At 50.1% G+C, this 20,073-nt stretch carries 20 protein-coding genes; all 20 read left to right on the forward strand.

Annotation, left to right across the window (positions count from 1 at the left end):
- Positions 1–84: 84 nt before the first annotated feature.
- The 20 genes from tnpA to QTL79_RS15960 all read left to right on the forward strand — a co-directional run bounded on the left by tnpA (position 85) and on the right by QTL79_RS15960 (position 19,934).
- Positions 85–540, forward strand: coding sequence for an IS200/IS605 family transposase (gene tnpA, locus QTL79_RS15865; protein ID WP_346353623.1), 456 nt, complete (start codon positions 85–87; stop codon positions 538–540).
- 307 nt (positions 541–847) lie between these two features.
- Positions 848–1,759, forward strand: coding sequence for a hypothetical protein (locus QTL79_RS15870; RefSeq protein ID WP_346355941.1), 912 nt, complete (start codon positions 848–850; stop codon positions 1,757–1,759).
- Between the two features lie 80 nt (positions 1,760–1,839).
- Positions 1,840–2,355: a chemotaxis protein CheW gene (locus tag QTL79_RS15875; RefSeq protein ID WP_346355942.1), complete on the forward strand. Its 516-nt coding sequence runs from the start codon at positions 1,840–1,842 to the stop codon at positions 2,353–2,355.
- Complete coding sequence (locus QTL79_RS15880) at positions 2,355–2,744, forward strand: hypothetical protein (protein WP_346355943.1); 390 nt, start codon at positions 2,355–2,357, stop codon at positions 2,742–2,744. Before QTL79_RS15875 ends, QTL79_RS15880 begins: the two co-directional genes overlap by 1 nt.
- Before the next feature lie 17 nt (positions 2,745–2,761).
- On the forward strand, positions 2,762–4,294 hold the full coding sequence (locus QTL79_RS15885) for a methyl-accepting chemotaxis protein (RefSeq protein WP_346355944.1): 1,533 nt from the start codon (positions 2,762–2,764) through the stop codon (positions 4,292–4,294).
- Positions 4,295–4,305: 11 nt separating this feature from the next.
- Positions 4,306–5,325, forward strand: coding sequence for a chemotaxis protein CheB (locus tag QTL79_RS15890; protein ID WP_346355945.1), 1,020 nt, complete (start codon positions 4,306–4,308; stop codon positions 5,323–5,325).
- Positions 5,319–6,803, forward strand: a complete 1,485-nt coding sequence (locus QTL79_RS15895) for a CheR family methyltransferase (RefSeq protein WP_346355946.1) — start codon at positions 5,319–5,321, stop codon at positions 6,801–6,803. Before QTL79_RS15890 ends, QTL79_RS15895 begins: the two co-directional genes overlap by 7 nt.
- A 41-nt stretch (positions 6,804–6,844) precedes the next feature.
- The gene (locus QTL79_RS15900; RefSeq protein WP_346355986.1) at positions 6,845–9,004 is read left to right on the forward strand and encodes a hybrid sensor histidine kinase/response regulator; all 2,160 of its coding nucleotides are present in this window, start codon (positions 6,845–6,847) and stop codon (positions 9,002–9,004) included.
- A 26-nt stretch (positions 9,005–9,030) separates the two neighbouring features.
- Entirely contained in the window at positions 9,031–9,372 is a 342-nt protein-coding gene (locus QTL79_RS15905; protein WP_346355947.1) for a response regulator, read from the forward strand.
- Between the two features lie 36 nt (positions 9,373–9,408).
- Positions 9,409–9,609, forward strand: a complete 201-nt coding sequence (locus QTL79_RS15910; RefSeq protein ID WP_346355948.1) for a hypothetical protein — start codon at positions 9,409–9,411, stop codon at positions 9,607–9,609.
- 45 nt (positions 9,610–9,654) lie between these two features.
- Positions 9,655–11,130, forward strand: a complete 1,476-nt coding sequence (locus QTL79_RS15915; protein WP_346355949.1) for a sigma-54-dependent transcriptional regulator — start codon at positions 9,655–9,657, stop codon at positions 11,128–11,130.
- A 249-nt stretch (positions 11,131–11,379) separates the two neighbouring features.
- A complete protein-coding gene (locus QTL79_RS15920; RefSeq protein ID WP_346355950.1) occupies positions 11,380–12,336 on the forward strand; it encodes a GGDEF domain-containing protein in 957 nt (318 codons plus the stop codon).
- Between the two features lie 38 nt (positions 12,337–12,374).
- Entirely contained in the window at positions 12,375–13,580 is a 1,206-nt protein-coding gene (locus QTL79_RS15925; RefSeq protein ID WP_346355951.1) for an EAL and HDOD domain-containing protein, read from the forward strand.
- A 96-nt stretch (positions 13,581–13,676) separates the two neighbouring features.
- The gene (locus QTL79_RS15930) at positions 13,677–15,368 is read left to right on the forward strand and encodes a methyl-accepting chemotaxis protein (RefSeq protein ID WP_346355952.1); all 1,692 of its coding nucleotides are present in this window, start codon (positions 13,677–13,679) and stop codon (positions 15,366–15,368) included.
- Positions 15,369–15,491: 123 nt separating this feature from the next.
- Positions 15,492–16,085 (forward strand): TetR/AcrR family transcriptional regulator, encoded by a 594-nt coding sequence (locus tag QTL79_RS15935; RefSeq protein ID WP_346355953.1) that lies wholly within the window; start codon positions 15,492–15,494, stop codon positions 16,083–16,085.
- A 10-nt stretch (positions 16,086–16,095) separates the two neighbouring features.
- Positions 16,096–17,283, forward strand: coding sequence for a multidrug efflux MFS transporter (locus QTL79_RS15940; RefSeq protein ID WP_346355954.1), 1,188 nt, complete (start codon positions 16,096–16,098; stop codon positions 17,281–17,283).
- Between the two features lie 164 nt (positions 17,284–17,447).
- Entirely contained in the window at positions 17,448–17,885 is a 438-nt protein-coding gene (locus QTL79_RS15945) for an acyl-CoA thioesterase (protein WP_428845487.1), read from the forward strand.
- Entirely contained in the window at positions 17,872–18,675 is an 804-nt protein-coding gene (gene murI / locus QTL79_RS15950; RefSeq protein WP_346355955.1) for a glutamate racemase, read from the forward strand. The genes QTL79_RS15945 and murI overlap by 14 nt, the downstream gene beginning before the upstream one ends.
- 51 nt (positions 18,676–18,726) lie before the next feature.
- Positions 18,727–19,275, forward strand: a complete 549-nt coding sequence (locus tag QTL79_RS15955; protein ID WP_346355956.1) for a hypothetical protein — start codon at positions 18,727–18,729, stop codon at positions 19,273–19,275.
- Between the two features lie 2 nt (positions 19,276–19,277).
- Positions 19,278–19,934 (forward strand): coenzyme F420-0:L-glutamate ligase, encoded by a 657-nt coding sequence (locus tag QTL79_RS15960; RefSeq protein WP_346355957.1) that lies wholly within the window; start codon positions 19,278–19,280, stop codon positions 19,932–19,934.
- Positions 19,935–20,073: the final 139 nt, after the last annotated feature.

Raw genomic sequence — 20,073 nt, forward strand, 5'->3', positions numbered from 1 at the left:
TGACAACTGTTATACAAAAACTCACCACTTTCTTATAATAGAGGGTGTTCAGGCCACTATACAAAGAAAGGACTGGTGAGTTTTATGGGACAAAGTTTAGCACATACAAAATGGCAGTGCAAGTACCACATAGTATTTACGCCGAAGTTTAGACGGAAAATAATCTATGGTCAATATCGTGAAAGCATAGGAGAAATATTACGAAGGCTATGCAGTTATAAGGACGTAAAAATCATAGAAGGTCATCTAATGATCGATCATGTGCATATGTTAGTATCGATACCGCCAAAATTCAGTGTTTCTGCATTTATGGGGTATCTAAAAGGAAAAAGTGCGCTAATGATATTTGAACAGCATGGTAATTTGAAATACAAATATGGGAATAGGCACTTTTGGGCAGAAGGATATTATGTTAGTACAGTAGGGCTAAATGAAGCGACGATCAAGAAGTACATTCAAGAACAAGAAAAACATGATCAAGCAATAGATAAACTGAATGTACGAGAGTACGATGACCCTTTTAAGGGTAACGTGAAGTAGTACAAACATCCCTTTAGGGATAGCAAAAGTGATTAGACCGTAGTGGCTTGAACAAAGTGAAAGCCAGCGTCTTGAGACGCCGGCTAGTAATAGAGGCTTATAGCCTCAGTGCAAACCACCCGTTAGACGGGTGGTTCTGATTTTAGTAAGTTTTTAAAGGTCACGCGATTTTTGTTTAAGTTTTTTAAGTGAGGAACCGGCAGGAGTGCTAAAACTTGTACAGAAGTGAAGGGAAGTCAAGGGACGAGTCTAAGCACGGGAAGGGGTCATATTGATGAGAAGATGTGAATGGAGTATAGGGGTAGTAATGATTGCTCTGCTAATGAGTGTAGCGGCAGGGAGTGCGGCGGCGCAGGTGCAGGATCAAGGAGAATACTATTGCAGTAACCCGCGCGCCGCGTCGAATGATAAATACAAAAACGTCGCGGAGAATTGGTGGCCTGCATTTGTCTTGAAAGAGTTTGACAAGGTTGCCGCAGCGCCTGGCGTCGACTGGACGCAGGAGATGAAAACGCCGGGAGTCGTCGATGAATGGATCGATAAGGCGGCGGCCAAAGGCTGGGTCGTCAAGCGGGGGCCGAAAGATGCGGCGGTCGGCGCCATCTTGATTGTGTCGGATTTTCAAAATCATATGGCAAGGTTGGCGATTATTAAAGAGGTTTATGCGTGGGGAGCCGTTGCGGAATCGGTCGAACCGGAACGCGGCGATACCGGGCATGTCTTTGAACAGGAATATAAATGGCTAGACTTGTATCGCAATCCGAAGCAGTCTTTCATCGGTTACATTTGGCCGGTGAAACAGGCGGATTACGACAAAGCGCCGCAGGAGTTTGAGGCAAAACGTTTTACGCTGAAAGGCGAACATGTCTATAAAGGCTGGCGGGAATCTTGGGGGCCGGTGTGGGTAATCAAGGAGTTTGACAAACTTGCTCCGGGCGGCGGCATGGATTGGAGCGGAAAAGTGGATGCTTGGCTGACGAATGCGGCAAAAAAAGGCTGGAAGGTATCGTATGATGCTTCAGGTGCTAAGCCGGGGGCGATATTATTGCGCATCGAAAATAAAAATGAAATGTGGCTTCAGATTGTACGCGAAGTCAAGAGCGACCGTGTCGTCTTGGAGATGCTGGGCTATCCGGTGCATCGGGTCGTTCGCGAGGAAATCAAGTTCTCTGATTTGCCGCAAAAGAATTTCACCGGGTATATCTTGCCGGAAAAATGATCGGCTCGATGAAAATCGATTTGAAAGGTATGTTATAGTAAAAAGACAAGCTTTCGTTTAAAGGAGGTTCGGCAAAAGAAGTGACGGATGATGTGTTGAAAAGTGATTTGATTCTTAAACAAATCGAACAGAGCGGCTTTGCGGAAAAGGTCGTCGAAGTGGATGAGGAAACGATGGGTCTGTTGATTGTCCAATTGGGAGAGCGATTATTTGCTCTCCCGGGCAGTGAAGCGCGGGAAATTATGCCATTTAGCGCAAGCACATGGATTCCGGGGGCAACAGCGATATTGCCCGGGGTAATGAATATTCGGGGCGATGTGGCTGCCGTGATTGACGTCAAGAAAGTCCTAACGGTGCCTGAAGCCGGAAGCGGCGCAGGCTGTTTTTTTGTATTGCTGCGTCACGGAGACGGTCGCAGCGGACTTCTCGTGGATGATATCGTGGATGTTATCGAACTGTCTGTCGCTGAAAATATGCCGCTTCTCTCCAGTTTAGATGTCGGCTGGCAGCGTTTTGCCGCCAGCCAGTTTGATTATCAGGGACGGATCGTTACGGTGTTAAAGGTAGAACAATTGATTGAAGCGGTACGGCTTTGATGGATCAGGATGCTTTGGAGGTGCTGGTTTTCTTCAGCGGCGAAAGTTGTTACGGCATTGATATTGAACAAATCGCATATCTGGCGGATCCGTCACCAACGCAGGAGGCCGTTTCTTTTGAAGAATTGATGAGGTCAAATGTTTCGCAGCAAGAGGGGCGACGAAAACGGATCAGCGTTAAGGGCCATGAAGAGATACTGGTTTTGATTCCTGAACCGGAGACGGTGAGCAATCTTTCGCTGCGCGATATCCGTCCGTTACCTGCGGTTTTTAAAGCGGCGCAGCCGCTGGGCGTCTGGGGCTTGGCGCAAAAGGAAGGTCGGTTAATCATATTGCTTGATCTGTATAAAAATCTGCAGTTTAAAGAGCTTGTGCGGCAAGCGCAATGAAAAAAAGCAAGGAGGATATGATGAATAGCAGTTTAAAAGTTAAAATCATCGGGATCATGGCATTATTTATGTGTTGTCTGGTCGCGCTATTATCGTATATTTCGATTTCCGCGACGCTGCAGCGAGGCGAAACCCGTCTGCATGAATATCAGGAAACGCTGTACAAACAAAAGACGGATAATATGAAGAATTTGGTGGAGGCCGTTTCTAGCACGACAAACTCGATGTCGGAGGCGGAGGCGAAGAATTTTGTGCGTAACGCTCGTTACGGCAGTGACGGTTATTTTTTGGTGATTAATAGCAGCGGCAATGTCGTGGTTCATATCGACCCTCTGTTGGAAGGCAAAGAGCTGTCGGCTGTGCGTGATGCCAATAATAACGCGTTTTTGTTGAAATTGCTTGAGCAGTGCAGAGATAAAGGCGAAGGCAATGTCGAATACATGTGGATGAAGCCTGGCGCGGCAAAAGCCGAAGCGAAATCGTCCTACGGCAAGTCCATCGGCAAGTGGAATTGGATTGTTATCACAGGAATTTACCTGGATGATGTGGAGGCGGCTGTTCAGAAAGAAGAGAATTTGATTCACCAGGAAATTTGGAGTACGGTACAGCGATATTTGTTGATTTCGGCGTTGGCGCTATTGCTGATTGTGGCGCTGGCCACTTTCTTTATCAACCGCTACATCACTCAGCCGCTGGCGGGTGCGATTACCAAGGTGAACAATTATGCGGCGAAGATGGAAGATACGGTGACAACCCAAGCCAGTTTCTCGTTGGAACTCTCTTCTTCGGTCAGTGAAATATCCGCGACGATGGAAGAATTCTCTTCTTCGGCCGTTCTAATCGCCAATCACAGTCAGGGTGTAGCCGACAGTGCAGCACAGACGCTGCAGAGGACGCGGGAAGGCGTCGCAGAGGTAGAAGGCCTGATGGGAAAAATGAAAGAAATATACAATGATAACCAGGTGAACATTCAGGAAATTGTTGCTTTGGGGCATAAGTCGAACGAAGTTAGCAAGATCATGGAGTTCATCAATAATATTGCGAGCCAGACACGCTTGATCGCGTTCAATGCAGCCTTGGAAGCGGCCAGCGCGGGAGAAGCGGGGAAACGTTTTGGCGTGGTTGCTCTTGAAATCCGCCGTCTGGCCGATAGCGTGATGGAATCGACTAAGGAAATTGAGGGGAAGATTACGGAAATTGTCGCAGCCGTGAGTCGCCAAGTTGTTGCTTCGGAAAAAAACACGAAGGGAATTGAAGAGGGCATGGCGTATTCGGAGCGAACTGTGTCGATTATTTATGACATTGAGAATGCTGCCGATCAGACGACGGATGCCGTCAGCCAGATCGTCCTGTCGATCCAACAACAACAGACTGCAGGAGAACAAGTGCTGACCGCGCTGCGTCAAATCAAACAAGGGACAAATGAAAATACGACAATGATCCAACAAACCAAGACGATCAGCAAGGAATTGAGCGATTTGGCGGAAGAGCTGGAACAAGTTGTCAAGCGTGGCAGTGAAACTGCGGCAAGAAAAGGAACCGACGCCTAGGAGGAGCTGTCATGAATGAGGAAAAACCATTTGTCAGGGTTTTAATCGTCGGCGAACTTGTGATTGCAGAAAGTGAAATGGCGGCAGCCGGCATTCGGGTGATTGGCGTGACCGGCAGTGGGAAAGAGGGCGTGAATCTGACGCGTCGTTTGTGCCCGGATGTAATCATGATTGTGGTTGAAACGCCGCAAAGTGATGATTTGGAAGCGATTGAAGTCATCATGAAAAATCAGCCTACGCCGATCCTGCTGCTTGTCGGCTGCCTCGACGAACGTCTCGCGCGTGAAGCAGTAAGCCGGGGCGCGCTCGAAGTGTTTCAAAAAGAAGAATTCGATTCGCGCTGCCGCCGGCAATTGCTGCATAAGCTGCGCGTATTGGCGGGGGTGAAGGTAATCCGCCACATCAGCGGCAGGGAAGAAGGACGCGCCAATAGCGATGCGATGTCTGCCAAAATGAAAAAAGAGCATTTGAAGGCGGTGATTATCGCCTCTTCGCTGGGCGGCGCGGCAATCCTGGAAATAATATTATCGCAATTGGCGGCCGATTTTCCGGCACCGATTGTGGTGGCACAACACATTTCGGAAGGGTTTTCCGAAGAACTGGCGGATTGGCTGGATCATAAGACGTCGCTGACGGTACGCGTCGCGACGCACGGTGCGCGGCTTTTGCCTGGACTCGTTTTGATCGCACCGCCGGAATATGACGTCAGGATTGCAGCGCAGGGAACGGTAGCGTTGTCGCCTTGCCTACCCGGCGTAATTTATCATCCCTGTTGCGACAGTCTGCTCTCTTCGGCGGCGGACGTATATCAAGAAGCTGTGGTTGGCGTCATCCTCACTGGAATGGGGGCGGACGGCGTGGAAGGAATCGCGGCGATTAAACGGGCAGGCGGGTTTACGATGGCTCAAGATGAAGAGTCCTCTTTGATTTATAATATGCCGCGTCTGGCAATTGAACGCGGTTTGATCGATCTTGTCGTCTCCGCAGATGCGATTGCTGCGGAGATTAAGAAGGCGGTTTTCGTATGCTGAATCAAGAAACGATGTTGCAACGTCTGGATTTGGAGCGGATAGGACAATGCATCAATCAGCGTTATGGTTTGGAGTTTTGTCACCGACAGCTGGACTTGTTGGGAGAAGCGGTAGAGAAACGCTGCAAAGCGAACGGCTCTTGTACTCTGGCACAGTATCAAGATTTACTGCAGCGGGAAGAGGAGTCGCTGCAGTTAATCCAATTGTTGGCAGTGCACGAGACTTACTTTTTTCGTGAGGCGGCTCAATTCGACGTCATGCGCCAACACGTGATGCAGCGAATAGCGCAAGAGAAGGAGCGCCCGTTGCTTCGCTTTTTAAGTGCGGGTTGCTCGACCGGCGAAGAAGCGTACTCGATCGCGATGGCGCTTCTTGACATAGCGGGGGTGGGAGCTGAATGGGACTTTGAAGTGATTGGCGTCGATGTGGATCCGGCAGCGATACGAAAAGCGCAGCTTGGAAATTACGGCCCCTATTCCTTCCGCGGCTGTTCGATGGCGCTACGCAGTCGTTATTTCAAACCGCTCGGTTCGGATCGTTTTGTAATCAATGAAACGATAAAAGAAAAAGTGCGTTTTGAAGTGTTGAACTTATTTGAACCTGACTATCCGGAGTGGCTAAAAAAAATTGACGTTGTCTTTTATCGCAATGTATCCATTTATTTTTCAAAACTCCAACGTGCGCAACTCTTCAACCGTTTATCGGGATTGCTTGCTTCTGCCGGATGCCTGTTTGTCAGTTGTACGGAAACGCTGTATCATGATACGCAACAGATGGAACTGGTAAACAGCGGTGACGTTTTTTATTATCGAAAGAAGGATGCAACGAAACTTTCCCCGGCAAAGGAAAAAGAGGCTCTCAGGGCGAGGCCCTGTCGGACGCGGCCAAAAAGGCCGGAAGAAAGTGTAAAATGGATCAGCAAGCCGTTATTGCCGGAGCGGCATGAAGCGGTGAAAAGGATAGAACGATTGCACGCCGATCCACTGGCGACGGTGCTTGAAATGCTGAAGGACAAGCAATATGACGAGGCCATTGCTTCTTTAGATCGGTGGATTTCCTGTGAACCGTTATGCACAAAGGCGTATACGCTAAAAGCCAATGTGCTGTTGAATCGGCAGTGTATAGAAGAAGCCGAGGAACTCTGTCATACGGTGCTTGTGATGGATGTTTTTTGTCTGGAAGCCTATTTGCTATTGGGCATGGCGGCGAAAATCGCCGGAAAGTGCGAAGAGGCCATACAACGATTTAAAAAAGCGGTTTATGTATCGCCGGAGTGCTGGCTGGCGCATTTTTTTCTCGCGCAGCTGTATCAACTACGCAAGGAGGATGCGTATGCGAGACGTGAATATCAAGTGGTGATGCGTATTTTGGAGCAGGGCGGTTTTGCAGAACATGGTTTGAGTTTTTTTCTGCTGGCGGTTCAATTGGACGATCTGATTCGCTTGTGTCGGCATCAGATTGATGGTCTAAGAGAGTAGGTTGCTGCTCTTCGAATAAGGAAGGGGATACGCTTTTGGATGTGAAGGTTTTTTTAACGCGCTTTGCTGTTGAGTCGGCTAAACATTGCGATCAGATGGAAAAAGAATTGCTTTCATTAGAGAAAGACGGCGTTTCCCGACAGAAATTCGATTCGATTTTTCGCATTGCCCACACGATAAAAGGCGCATCCAGGATGCTGAAATTGACGCCGATTTCTGAAGTGGCGCATAGGATAGAAGATGTGTTGGAAGAATTGCGCAGCGAGCAACGCTCCTTGTCACAGACGGTGATGGACCAGTTGCTGTTGGCCGTCGATGGAATCCGGGAAATGATCGCCAATGTTGCAGAGGGAAAGGAACTGCCGGAAACCTTGCCTCCGGCCTGTGAGGCGCTGAAAACCTGGTTGGCTGCAGAGCGCGAGTCGGATCGGATGCCTCCTCTTACTGCAGCTGTTTTCCAAGGAGAACGCATGACAGAGCAAGAGGAAGCAAGTACGGAGAGCGTGCAGACAACGGATTTCGTTCAAATCCGTTCGGACCAATTAGATGAATTAATCCAATTAATGGGCGAGCTGGTTTCTTTTCAGTATCGGAAAAAAACGCAACTGGATAAAATGCGGGAACTCTTGCAACTTTCGACGGCTTCTTTATCGTTACTGGAAGGCAAGGGGAGAGCGCTTGCGCAAGAAGGAAAAGATGCTGTAACCGCTATCCAGCGTCAGGTTCGGCAGGTACATGATTTGCTGCGGGATGACATGGTCGTCGAAAATCTTTTGACCTGCGATTTACAGGAACGTACGTTAAAGATTCGCATGCTGCCTATTTCTACGCTGTTTGGCAGGATTAACCGTGGCGTCCGTGATTTTGCACGGGCAAATGGAAAAGAAGTCGAATTTTACGGTGAAGGCGGCGACACGGAACTGGATCGCAAAATCATTGAACAGTTGGGGGACTGCTTGATCCATATGATTCGCAATGCCATTGACCATGGAATCGAAACTTCTGAGGAACGGATCAGGCAGGGGAAAAATCCCCGTGGTCAGATCCGTTTAACGGCTTTTTATGATGGCGGCGGCGTTACCTTGGTCATTCATGATGATGGTGCCGGGATCAATTTGCCGGAGGTCAAAGCGACGGCGCTGAAGAAGGATTTAATCAGCGAAGCGGCGGCGGATACGATGACGGAAATGGAATTGCTGGATTTGCTTTTTCTGCCCGGATTCAGTACGAGTCCGATTATTACGGATATATCGGGGCGCGGCGTCGGCATGAACGTTGTCAAAGAGACGATTGTCGAAACTTTGAAAGGCTCTGTCCGGATTCAAAGCGTCCAGGGCAAAGGAACCTCTTTTTTTCTTAAGGTGCCGATTACGCTGGCGTTGTCGAGGATGCTGATCGTGGCGACGGGGAAACATCGTTTTGCACTTCCGTCATATTCGGTGCAAGAAGTGCTGACTGTGGCGAAGGATCAGATCATTGAGGTCATTAATAAGCGTGCTGTGCGTGTTCGCGAACAAATTCTTCCGTTGGAGGAACTGCAGACGCTGCTCGATTATCCGCAACCTGTGCCGCGTGAAGGAGCGGAAATGGTGGTGGTCTTGCTGTCTTCAGGCCCGGATCGCTTAGGGCTGATCGTTGATTCTGTGGTCAGCGAAGCCGATATGGTGATAAAATCGCTGCCGGAATCGATGGAGAAATGGCCATTGCTTGCCGGATTTACTGTAGGCGGACAGGATGAGGTGATCAGCGTGTTAAGCGTCGCGGCTTTGCTGCAGCAAAGCAGAAAAAGTAAAAATGCACAGGTAGGGACGGTTGGCGGCGACGTTGCCTTACAAGGCAAAAAAATCCTGGTCGTTGATGATTCTGGCAATACGCGCGAGATTGTAAAAAGCATTCTGGAATCTTATGGATATCAGGTTGACTTGGCGGAGGATGGGCTGGAGGCGCTGGAAAAAACCGGCCGAAAATTGTATGATGCGGTGATTACTGACGTTGAAATGCCGCAACTGGATGGCTTTAGTCTGACCGCTCATTTGCGGCAGGATGAGCGATATCGCCAAACTCCGGTGATCATCGTGACGTCGCGGGAAAAGCCGGAAGACAAACGGCGCGGGATTCAAGTCGGCGCCAATGCCTATATCGTCAAGGGCGCCTTCGATCAGAACAATCTGATTGAAACGCTGCAAAACTTGATTGGCTAAATGAAACGCAAAGGAGAAGGCGGCAGATGAAGATATTATTGATTGAAGATGATGAGTTGATGCGCGATATGATCACGATGGTTCTTGCCATGGAAGGGCACGAAGTGAGCGGCGCGGCGACGGGCGAAGTTGCACGCGCGCTATTCAACGCAGGCGGCTATGCTGCGGTGATTTCCGATATGTATTTGCCGGATACCGATGGCTTTGAACTGTTTGCCGAACTGAAGGCGGTGCAACCGGAGTTGCTTTTTTTGCTGCTGAGCGGCGAAACAGATGAAGCGGTGCTGCGCAAAGCGGCCGCGCTCGGAATTCCTTATATTGAAAAAGATGAGAACTTTGCGGAACGGATAGCGGCGGCGTTGAAATAAAGCGCGGCAGCTAAGTGGATAAAGGGAGCTGGAACGATGGAAGAAGAGAAGATGTCGGCAAAAATGTTTCACGATTTGAATCAGCCGCTTAATTCGATCAAGATGATTTCGGGAGGAATCTTATATATGCTGAACCAAGGCAAAAAGTTGCCGGAAGAAGAATTGGCCCAGTGCATGAAGGAAATAGCGGCGCAGACGGATCGCATCGCCGCGATGCTGGTTCGTCTGAAAGAATAAGCGGCTGCGCCTGCCTGTGGAGGGCTGACAAGGAGAGGCTAGCAAATGAAGATATTGCTTGTAGATGATGAGCAGCATAGTTGTCAGGCTATGCTATGGTTCTTAAAACATCAAAATCATGAGGTGACCGAATGCGCCAGCGGCGAAGAAGCGTTGACGAAGTTTGCCGAAGGGCAGTATCCGTTGGTGTTGTCGGATATCCAAATGCCCGGCATGTCGGGTGTTGATCTGGCGGCTGCCATCAAAAAGCGACCGGAGAGCTGGCAAACCGATGTGGTTTTGTTTACCGGGCATGCTGACATCAACGCGGTGATTGCCGCGCTGCGGGTCGGCGTCTATGATTATTTGAAAAAGCCGGTCAATCCTGAAGAATTGGCTTCGGTTATTGAGCGCGTCGCCGAACATCAAGCGTTGTTGCGGGAAAACAAGCGTTTGACCGAACGCTTTCAGGATGAGGTGCACGCTGCGACTGCAGAGACGCGCCAGGAACTGGTTCAGATGAAGCAGTTGGTTGCCGAATCGACGATTGGCGCCATCGGCTTATTTTCCGATTGCATGCGCAAAATTGCAAAGCAGGCCGAGCAATTGCACGCGGATCGCTCGATTCCGGTTTTGATTGAAGGCGAAACCGGAACCGGCAAAGAAGTGGTTGCAAAGCTAATCCATTACGGCAGCCGTTTTGACCAACTGAGCGCGGCCTCGTTTGTTGACATCAATTGTGCGGCGCTGGCGCCGACTTTGTTTGAGAGCGAACTGTTCGGCTATGAGGCGGGTTCGTTTACCGGCAGCATGGCAAGAGGCGCGAAAGGAAAATTCGATCTGGCTTACGGAGGAACGCTACTGCTCGATGAAATCGGCGAGATTCCGCTGGAACTGCAGGGGAAATTGCTGCGCGTCCTGCAGGAAAAAGAGTTTTACCGGGTTGGCGGATTGAAAAAGATCAAAACCGATATCCGTTCGATCTGCGCTACGAATATTCCGCTGGCCAAACGTGTCGAAGAAGGCACATTTCGCAAAGATTTGTATTTTCGCCTCAAAGTGGCTCATATTGTTATACCGCCGCTGCGCGAACGAAAAGAGGAAATTTTGCCGATGGCCAAATTGTTCATGCAAAAATTTGCACAGCAGAAGAAGAAAAAGTTTACACAGTTTGATAGTGAAGCAGTACGGATGCTGGAAACATATGACTGGCCGGGGAATATCAGAGAACTGCAAAATGTGATCGAATATGCAGTGTTTGCCTATGATGCAGAAACTTTGCAAGCGGAGCACATCAGCGGTTTGCTGCGCCAGAGAGTAACGTCATTGCCGGAAGCGGCGTCACAGGACAACCTCTTGGCGATACCGATTCCGGCGAATGGCTATTCATTGAAACAGTATACGGCAGATGTTATTCTAAAAGTGTTAGCGGCGCATGAGGGAAATCAGTCGGCGGCGGCGAATTATTTAGGCATTTCGCGCCGGGCGTTATCGTACCGCTTAGAAGAAATGCGCAAGAAAAAAGAAGACGGCAAAATGTGACAAAAACTTCTCACAAAAACTTCCCAACCGGGAAGTTTTTGTGAGAAGTTTTCTTTTTTTACTTACCCCAGTAATTAATAAACAAGCGTTGACTTAAAATCAGGCCGCGAAGGATAAGGGGTGTGCAGAAGAAAAAAAGAAACAGAAGAAAACATTTTTTTGGCATGAATCTTGCAATGACAGTGGTACTGTCTGAAGAAAAGACGAAATTAAAAAAAAGTGCAGGGGTAAACAGTAAGGAGTGAACGGGTGTTGACAGGAAATATGCTGGCTGCGGATTTAGATACATTGAAAAAGTATTATGACGTTGCAAGAATCGTCGAACCGGCGCTGGGGTGTGCGGACGGTTCACGTATATATGCGAATGAGCCGATAAAACAGCAAGGAGAAGAAGTTTGCCGTCATTTCGGCCATAAAGGGCGACAGTGCAATTCATGTCTTTGTTTGCAAGCGATAGAAAACAATGAGACATTCGTGAAAACCGAAGTATTGGACGGCAACATTTATATGGTTACAGCGATGCCGTTGAAGAAAGAAGGCCGCATGGTGGCGCTGGAATTGATCAAATTGATCAGTGAACGGACGATCGGGCTTTTGACCGAGTTGCCGCAGGAGAATACGCGTTTGTATCACTCCATTGCCAAATTGCATGACTGGGCGACCAAGGATGCGCTGACCGATATTTACAATCGCCGCTTTATTGACGAAAGATTGCCTAAGGCGATGAAAAAAGCCAAACAACAGTGCGAGCCGTTTTCCATTGTGATGGCTGACATCGACTGGTTCAAATTGATCAATGACCGATATGGACACGGGGTCGGGGATGAAATATTAAAGAGCTTTGCCGCAACGATTGAAAATAATATCCGAAGCGACAACGGCGACTGGGTCGCGCGTTACGGCGGGGAAGAATTTTTGATTTTTTTGGATAACTGTTCAGATAAGGGCGCCTATAAGGTTACGGAAAAGCTGCGGCGCATCATCGAGCAGACGCAATTATTTACCAAAGCAGGCGTGCTGCACATTACCGCCAGCTTTGGCATCCATACTTTCGGCAAGCGGGATGAAACGTTGCAGCAGTTAATGGAACGGGCGGATCGAAACCTTTATCAGGCCAAGCAATCGGGACGCAATTGCACGATAGCCGAATATGTTCCGACACGAAGTGAAGTTTCCTGCCGTGAAAACTGCAAATATGCAAAATGATGCTTTGCTAAATGGAGTGAAAAAAGGAGATCGCGTTTGTGAAAGTTTTTGTTGCCCGTCAACCAATTTTTGAACAAGGCTTCCGCGTTTTTGCCTATGAGATGCTGTTTCGTCAAAGCGAGGTCAATGCATATAATGCGGCGGACGGTGAACAGGCAACCGCCAGCGTTATCACCAACAGCCTTTGGGTCATGGGACTCGATTATCTTACCAACGGAAAAAGAATATTTATTAATGTGACGGAAAGAATGCTGAAAGAGAATGCATTGAGTCTGCTGCCGCCGGATCAGGTTGTGCTCGAAATACTGGAAACGGTCGAACCGGATGCGGAAGTAATTGAAAGCTGTCGTAAATTAAAGCGCCAGGGATTTATGTTGGTGCTGGACGATTTTGTCTTTCAGCCTCGTTTTCAGCCTTTAGTTGAAATTGCCGATATTATTAAGGTCGATTTTTTAACGACGGGGCTGCTCGAACAAGAGCGGCTGATCCGGCGCTGTGAACATTTACCGGTGCGATTTTTAGCGGAAAAAGTGGAAACGAATGAACAATATGAGCAGGCGCTTCGCTTGGGCTATGACTATTTTCAAGGTTATTTTTTCAGCAAACCGGTGATTTTGTCGGCGAAAGACATCCCGGCGAATAAGCTCAGCATAGTTAAAGTGTTACAGGAAATTCGGCGGCCGGAATTGCAACTGGATAAGCTGCGCAACGCGATTCAAAAAGATGTGTCGTTGGCGTATAAGCTGCTTGCTTTTATCAACTCGGCCCATTTCGGTTTTAAAAGCCAGATCGGTTCGATCCAGCAGGCGTTAGCCTTGCTCGGTAAAAAAGAAATTGTCAAGTGGATGTCGTTGGTCGCGCTGAAAGAAATTGCCGAGGGTAAAAGCGATGAATTGTTGATGAACTCGCTGGTGCGCGGGCGGCTGTGCGAACTTGTGGCGGTCGAAATCGGCCTGGTGCGGCATCGGGATGAAGCCTTCACGATGGGCTTATTTTCCTTGGTGGATGCGCTCTTGAATAAACCGTTGGCGGACATTTTAAAACTGCTGCCGCTGCCGGAAGCCGTCCAAGAGGCGCTCTTGGGACGGGAAAATGCATTCTTTCGTTTGTTGGAGCTGGCTCGGGCTTGCGAACGCGGCGATTGGCCGATAATTCAATCTTACGCGAAGCGAATGGATATCGAATTGGCTAAGTTGTGGGAATTGGTGCTGCTGTCGATCAAATGGAGCAAAGAAAATGAATAAGTTTCTGCCGCGTCACAGTGACGCGAGATGAAAAGATATTTATGCAACATAAATATAAAAATGCGCAATTACAAAAAGAAGTAGGAGGAATTTTCAATGAAGCAACGTATGCCGATTGGCGCTCAATTAGGTATTCTGATGGGAATCGCTCTGACCTTGATGGTCGTATTGCTGAGCGTGATCCTCTATGAATTCAAAGAAACCAGCGCGGCTTATCAAAACATGCTCTCCGGCGCGGTGCAGCGTACGATGGCCCTGCAGGAGGCGCAGGATGATTTCCATGAAGGGATCAGCGAACTGCGTGGCTATATCGCGTACAGCGATGCCAAATATGCGGCGGATACAATGACCTTGTTCAAGCAAAGCGACAACGCGGTAAAAGAATTCAGCGCCGCAGTGCCGACAGCCGCAACGAGAGCGTTGGGCGAAAAACTGCATGAAGCAATGACTTCATACATGGCGGATATTCAAGAAGTGCTGCGTCTGAAACAGGCCAATGACCCGGCTTATCTGACGGTCTTGGCTGGCGCGCGCGGCAAGACGGAGCTTGTCAACAAAGCGTTCGAAGAAGTGATGGCTTCGCAGGATGCGACATTAAAGCAACGGGTCAAAGAACTCAATGATCGACAGGCGATGCTGTTTACTACCGTTATTGTCACAAGTTTGGCGGGCATTGCGCTGATTATCGGCTTGCTGATCTGGTACAGCCGTCAACTGGCGCGCCGAATCGGCAATTTGCGCGGCGATATCGTCGCGCTGAGCGAACTCGATTTATCGCGGCCAGATGTATACCCCAGCCGCAACGATGAGATTGGCGATATGGCGGAAGCAATGATTAAAATGAAACAGGCACTGCAGGAAATTGTCCGTCTGCTCCGTCGCAACGCTGAAACGTTGGCGGCTTCCAGCGAAGAACTGTCCTCTGCGGTGGAAGAACAGTTGCAGGTGTCGGAAAATATCGCCAGAACGATAACCGATGTGGCTGGCGGAGCCGATCGGAACACGAATCACATCGGCGAAATTAGCGGCGTAATTCAGGAAGTCGGCGCACGGGCCGAAGAGATAAGCGCCAGCGCGGTTCAAGTCAATCATGTCACGCAGGATGCGGTCGGCGATGCGGATCAGGGGATGAAACTGATTCATCGCCTGGTGGCGCAAAATGAAACAATCGGGACGTCGATGGTCGATATTACCAGAGTGTCTGAAGCGCTGGTCAAGGGTTCCGATGACATTCAAGACATTGTAATCACAATCCGAAACATTGCGGGGCAGACCAATCTCTTGGCGCTTAATGCGGCGATTGAAGCAGCCAGAGCTGGAGAAGCCGGACGCGGTTTTGCCGTAGTGGCGGAAGAAGTTCGCAAACTGGCCGAGCAAAGCGCCGGAGCTACCAACCATATTGAAGAGATCATCAGTAAAATGACGACCGATATTCAGTTTTCCGTCGATGCAGTCGCGAAAGCCAACGGCGAAGTCGTTGCGGGAAAAACGGCAACCGATGAAACGCAGCAGGGATTCCAGGCGATTCTTGGCAAACTGGGAAAAGTAAAAGAAGGCATTGAACAGATCGGCCGTGCAGTCGAGGAGACGGCACACGGCATGCAATCGGTGGTCAGCAATGTGCAAAATATCGGTTCAGTGGCGGAAGAAACAAGCGTCAGTGCGCAGACGGTAGCAGCCGCGGCCGAAGAACAAAGCGCGAGTTTCCATGAAGTAAGTTCGAATTCTGATTCGTTGGCGCAAATGGCAACCGAACTGAACGGAATTACGGCGCGCTTTAAAATGTAACGCAGACAGCCCGGTCGAAAAAAATCGACCGGGCTGTTTTTAGATTGACAAACTAATGCGATTAGCCTTATTATTAATGTAATTAGTTAAGCGAAAATAGAATTGAGCAAAAGAGGGAAAGAAATGGCGACACGCGTAGGTTTGGATCGCAAGGAAATCATAATGGCGGCGGCTGAAATTGCCGATCAGGAGGGCCTGAGTAAATTGACGCTCAAGCTCGTTGCACAGCGACTCGGCGTAAAGACGCCGTCGCTTTACAATCATATGGAAGGCTTGCCGGAATTAAAACGGGCGATGGCGGTATGGGGCACGCAGCTTTTAAAGGAAACGATCAGTGAAGCCGCAATCGGCAAGGCAAAAGCGGAAGCCGTATTGGCGATTGCGGTCGCTTACCGTTCCTTTGCGCATCAACGGCCGGGATTATACCGGGCGATCATTGCCGCGCCGGATCGTGAATGCGTCGAGCAGAAGGAAGCGATTGCCAGTTTGATGGCGGTCATTAAGAGGGTACTGAAAGCATACGCTCTGCCAGAAGATAAACATATTCATGCGGTGCGCGGTCTGCGCAGCATGATGCATGGCTTTGTGACGCTGGAGATGGCGGGCTGGTTTGTCGGCGCAGTTGAAAAAGAGGAAAGTTATCTTCAATTGATTGCAACGTTCGTCAACGGCATTACGCTACAGTCTAGCGCGCAAACGATTGATGCAGGCAAGTGAGGTGGTTTAGATGGAAATTTGGCGAAGAAACTTATTGGTATGCTGGTTTGGCGTGTTTGTTACATCGGCTGGATTGAGTCAGGTTATCCCGATCATGCCGTTATATATCGCGCATTTGGGCGTGGAGAATACGGCGGAGATCGAACGCTGGTCAGGCATTGCGTTTGGCATCACGACGCTAGTCATGGCGCTCGTCTCGCCGATCTGGGGCAAGGCGGCTGACAAGTACGGCCGCAAGCCGATGCTGCTCAGAGCCAGTTTGGGCATGGCTGTCGTGGTCACGGCAATGGGGTTCGTGCATAATGTTTACCAATTGATTGGTTTACGTTTATTGCAGGGCACGATTTCCGGCTTCTATGCCGGATCGATCACGCTGATCGCGACGCAGACGCCGAAAAATCATACGGGTTGGGCGCTGGGGACGTTAGCTACCGGTTCGATGGCCGGTATGTTGATCGGACCGCTGGTCGGAGGTTTTTTGTCAGAGCATGTAGGTATGCAAAGTGTGTTTTTGTCGACCGGAGTGTTGCTGCTGGTCGCATTCTTCTTATCGCTGTTTTTTGTTAAAGAGCAGTTTACCCGTTCCGAAGAAGAGGCATTGGGCTTTCAAGAGGTCTGGCGGCAACTGCCGAATCAGGGCTTGGTCATCACGCTGATCATCACGACGTTTGTCTTGCAGGCTGCGTTGTATTCGATTGAACCGATCATTACCGTATATATAGCGGAGCTGTCGCACGACACGACGCATGTGGCGCTGCTTTCGGGCCTGGTTTTCGCTTCATCCGGATTGGCCAGCTTTATCGCTGCCCCAAGGCTTGGGAAGCTGTCGGATAAAATTGGATCGGAAAAAGTCATGCTGACCGCGCTGATCGTCGCCGGAATCGTTTTTATTCCGCAGGCGTTGGTGGAAAATCCCTGGCAACTGATGGCGTTGCGTTTTATCCTTGGCCTTGCTACCGCGGGATTACTGCCTTCAATTAACACGTTGGTGCGGCGCAGCGTACCGGATGCGGTAGCCGGACGTGCGTTCGGCTATAACCAGTCGGCGCAGTTTCTCGGTACGTTCAGCGGTGCGGTGGCCGGAGGGCAGATCGCGGCGCTGTTCGGCATCCATTATGTGTTTTTTATTACCAGTTTTTTGTTGCTGGCGAATGCAGCGTGGTTTTATCAGGGCATTTATCGCAAAGCTGCGCTGTGAGGCATGCGGCAAAGCCTGCGTCCTGTCATCTTTCTGACAAACCAGACACGAATGCGCAGAGGGTTTTGACAAGGTATTTTGATTAGAGTACAATAAATAACGGCAATAACGATGACGGCATGCCCTGGGCGTGCCGTCTTTCATTCAATAGAAGTGAGGCTGTAATGATGGTAAGCGTAACAGATAAGGTTCGATTTGTAGAAACCGATATGATGGGTGTCGTCCATCATTCCAATTATTTTCGCTGGTTTGAGATGGCGCGCGTGGCGTTTCTTGCCAAAGCCGGCCTTACACTGGGCGATTTTTTAACCGCTGGCTTTCTTTTTCCGATTGGCGAAGTCAGCTGCTCCTATAAAGCGCCGGCGCGTTTTGATGACGCCATACGCATCGAGGCGACGCTGGAAGAGTTCAGTCGGGTTAAGATGGCGTTCAGTTACCGGGTGGTGCGCAGCGCGGATGAAGTGCTGTTGGCTGAAGGCCGCACACGCAATGTCTTCACCGACCAATCCGGCAAGATTTGTCGTTTGCCGGACGAGTACTACCTGCCATTGGCGGCGCTAAAAGAAAAGGAAAGACAGGAGGCCGGTCATGACGGACGATAAAAAGAATTTGCCGATCGGCGTTTTTGATTCCGGTATCGGCGGCTTGACCGTGGTAAAGGAGCTGCGTGCATTGCTGCCGGGCGAAGACATCATTTATTTCGGCGACACAGCCAGGGTTCCTTATGGACCACGGCCGCCGCAGCAGATTCTAACATTTATGCAGCAGATTCTACGCTTTTTTGCCGCTCAACCGGTTAAGCTGGCTGTTGTGGCTTGCAACACGATGACGGCGCTCGGCGTGGAGGCAAATCAGGGACGTTTTGCATTTCCGCTGGTCGGCGTGGATACCGGCATGGCGGCTGCGCTCAATTACGGGACAAAGGTCGGCCTGTTGGCGACCCAGGCGACGGTTACCAGCGGCAAGCATGCCGAGAAGGCGCGGCTTTTTAACGCACGCGCCGAAGTGACGGGTGTTCCCTGTCATGATTTTGTACCGTTGATTGAAGGCGGCCAGCTAAGCGGTCCAGCGGTGGAGGCGGCTGTTGCCAGTTATCTTGCGCCGCTTTGTCAGGCCGGTGTTTCTTCGCTGGTGCTGGGCTGCACGCATTATCCGCTCTTGACGCCGCTGATTCGCGAAAAGGTCGGCGATGCGATGGCAATTATCAATCCGGCGCTGGAGACGGCAACTGCGGCGCAGGAAGTATTGCGACAGCAGGCACTGTTGGCCGGACCCGCGCGAAAGGGCGCGACTCGCTTGTGCTTTTCCGCACTAACGGAGCAGGTGCGAATGATGGCAACGCAAATTTTAGATGGAGAGTGCAGTCTGGAAGAGGTGGAATTGCCGGACTGAATTTGCTATACTAAATGAATGTGATTAAAACAATGGGATGGGGGCCTGAGCGTGAACGTAGTATTTCTAATCATTGGCTTACTAGTCTTGGTGGCGGCAGCCGTGCGGCTGTATATTGCCGGCCAGGGCGATGCGGAATTCGAATTCCTGGTGAAAGAGCGGACGCAATTTGCCGTAAGTGAAGAAACGGAAAGCTATATGGAATTGACCTGCCGTGTGCCGTTTGTCAACAAAGGCAGTCAGGATGGAACGATCATGGATGCGTATCCGCGTACGCTGCTGCCGTATGAACAGTTTGACAAACTGGAAGCTGTGGGACGTTTGGAACTGGAAGATGCGCCGCGCGTCGATAATTATTTTGAAGCGGTGATCATTCCTAAAGGCACGGGGCAGGCGGTGAATGTAACGCTGCGTCTGACGGATCGCAAGAGCATGGGTTTGCGCAGTGCGCTTGATGCCATGGTGGGGAATCGCGTGGATCTGCCGGTTGATATTGTTTATCAGGTGGTGGCGCGCAGCGACTGGTACATCAACAAGAAACGCTTGGTGCTGACCTCGGAAGAACTTGCGGCGGCCTTGGCTGCAAAAGGAGGAGAATGAGCATGGCGGAATTGGAACTGGTGCCGGTAAAGACGCGAATTCTTACCGATAAAGATGATATTGTCGATATGATTGAAAAATACGCAAAGGATCTGATTGGGCCGGATGACGTCATTTCAGTGGCGGAAAGCGTGGTTGCAATCACGCAGGGCGAATTTACGCGCCCGGAGGATTTGAATCCCGGCTGGCTGGCGCGCATCATGTGCCGCTTTGTGCCGCAAAAAGGCAGCCTGTCCAGTGTCTACGGCATGCAGGCCGCGATGAATTATGAGGGAGAATGGCGTATGGCTTTCGCGATGCTGGTTGGCATGGCGGCCAAATGCATCGGCAAGAGCGGCGTCTTTTATCAGATGGCGGGACGTCAGGCGGCGCTGATCGATGATGTCACAGGCACGATGCCTCCGTTTGATAAGTGCCTGGTGTTCGGACCGAAAAAGCCGGTTGAAGTCGCAGAAGCGATTCGCGAACGCCTTGGCTGCTACGGCGCGGCCGTTGCCGACGTTAATGATCTGAAACGGGCCTTGATTGTCGGCGTATCGCCCGGTGTTGATCCGAAAGAGCTGTCACGGATCCTGATCGATAATCCGTTTGGTAACGCGTCGCAGAGAACGCCGGTCGTTATTATAAAAAATTATGCCAAGGTATTGGCGGGGAAATAAGAAGCGGTTGAAAAAACAATGATTTCGTATTACACTTACAACTAACTATAAGGCTGGAGCGTTATAGGACGTTTCTTGCCGGCGGATGCTTGCAGGGAGGATAGGGAAGTGCACTATCCTCTTTGTTGCGTCCGCCAGT

The organism is Azotosporobacter soli, from assembly GCF_030542965.1.
Lineage (GTDB): Bacteria > Bacillota > Negativicutes > SG130 > SG130 > Azotosporobacter > Azotosporobacter soli.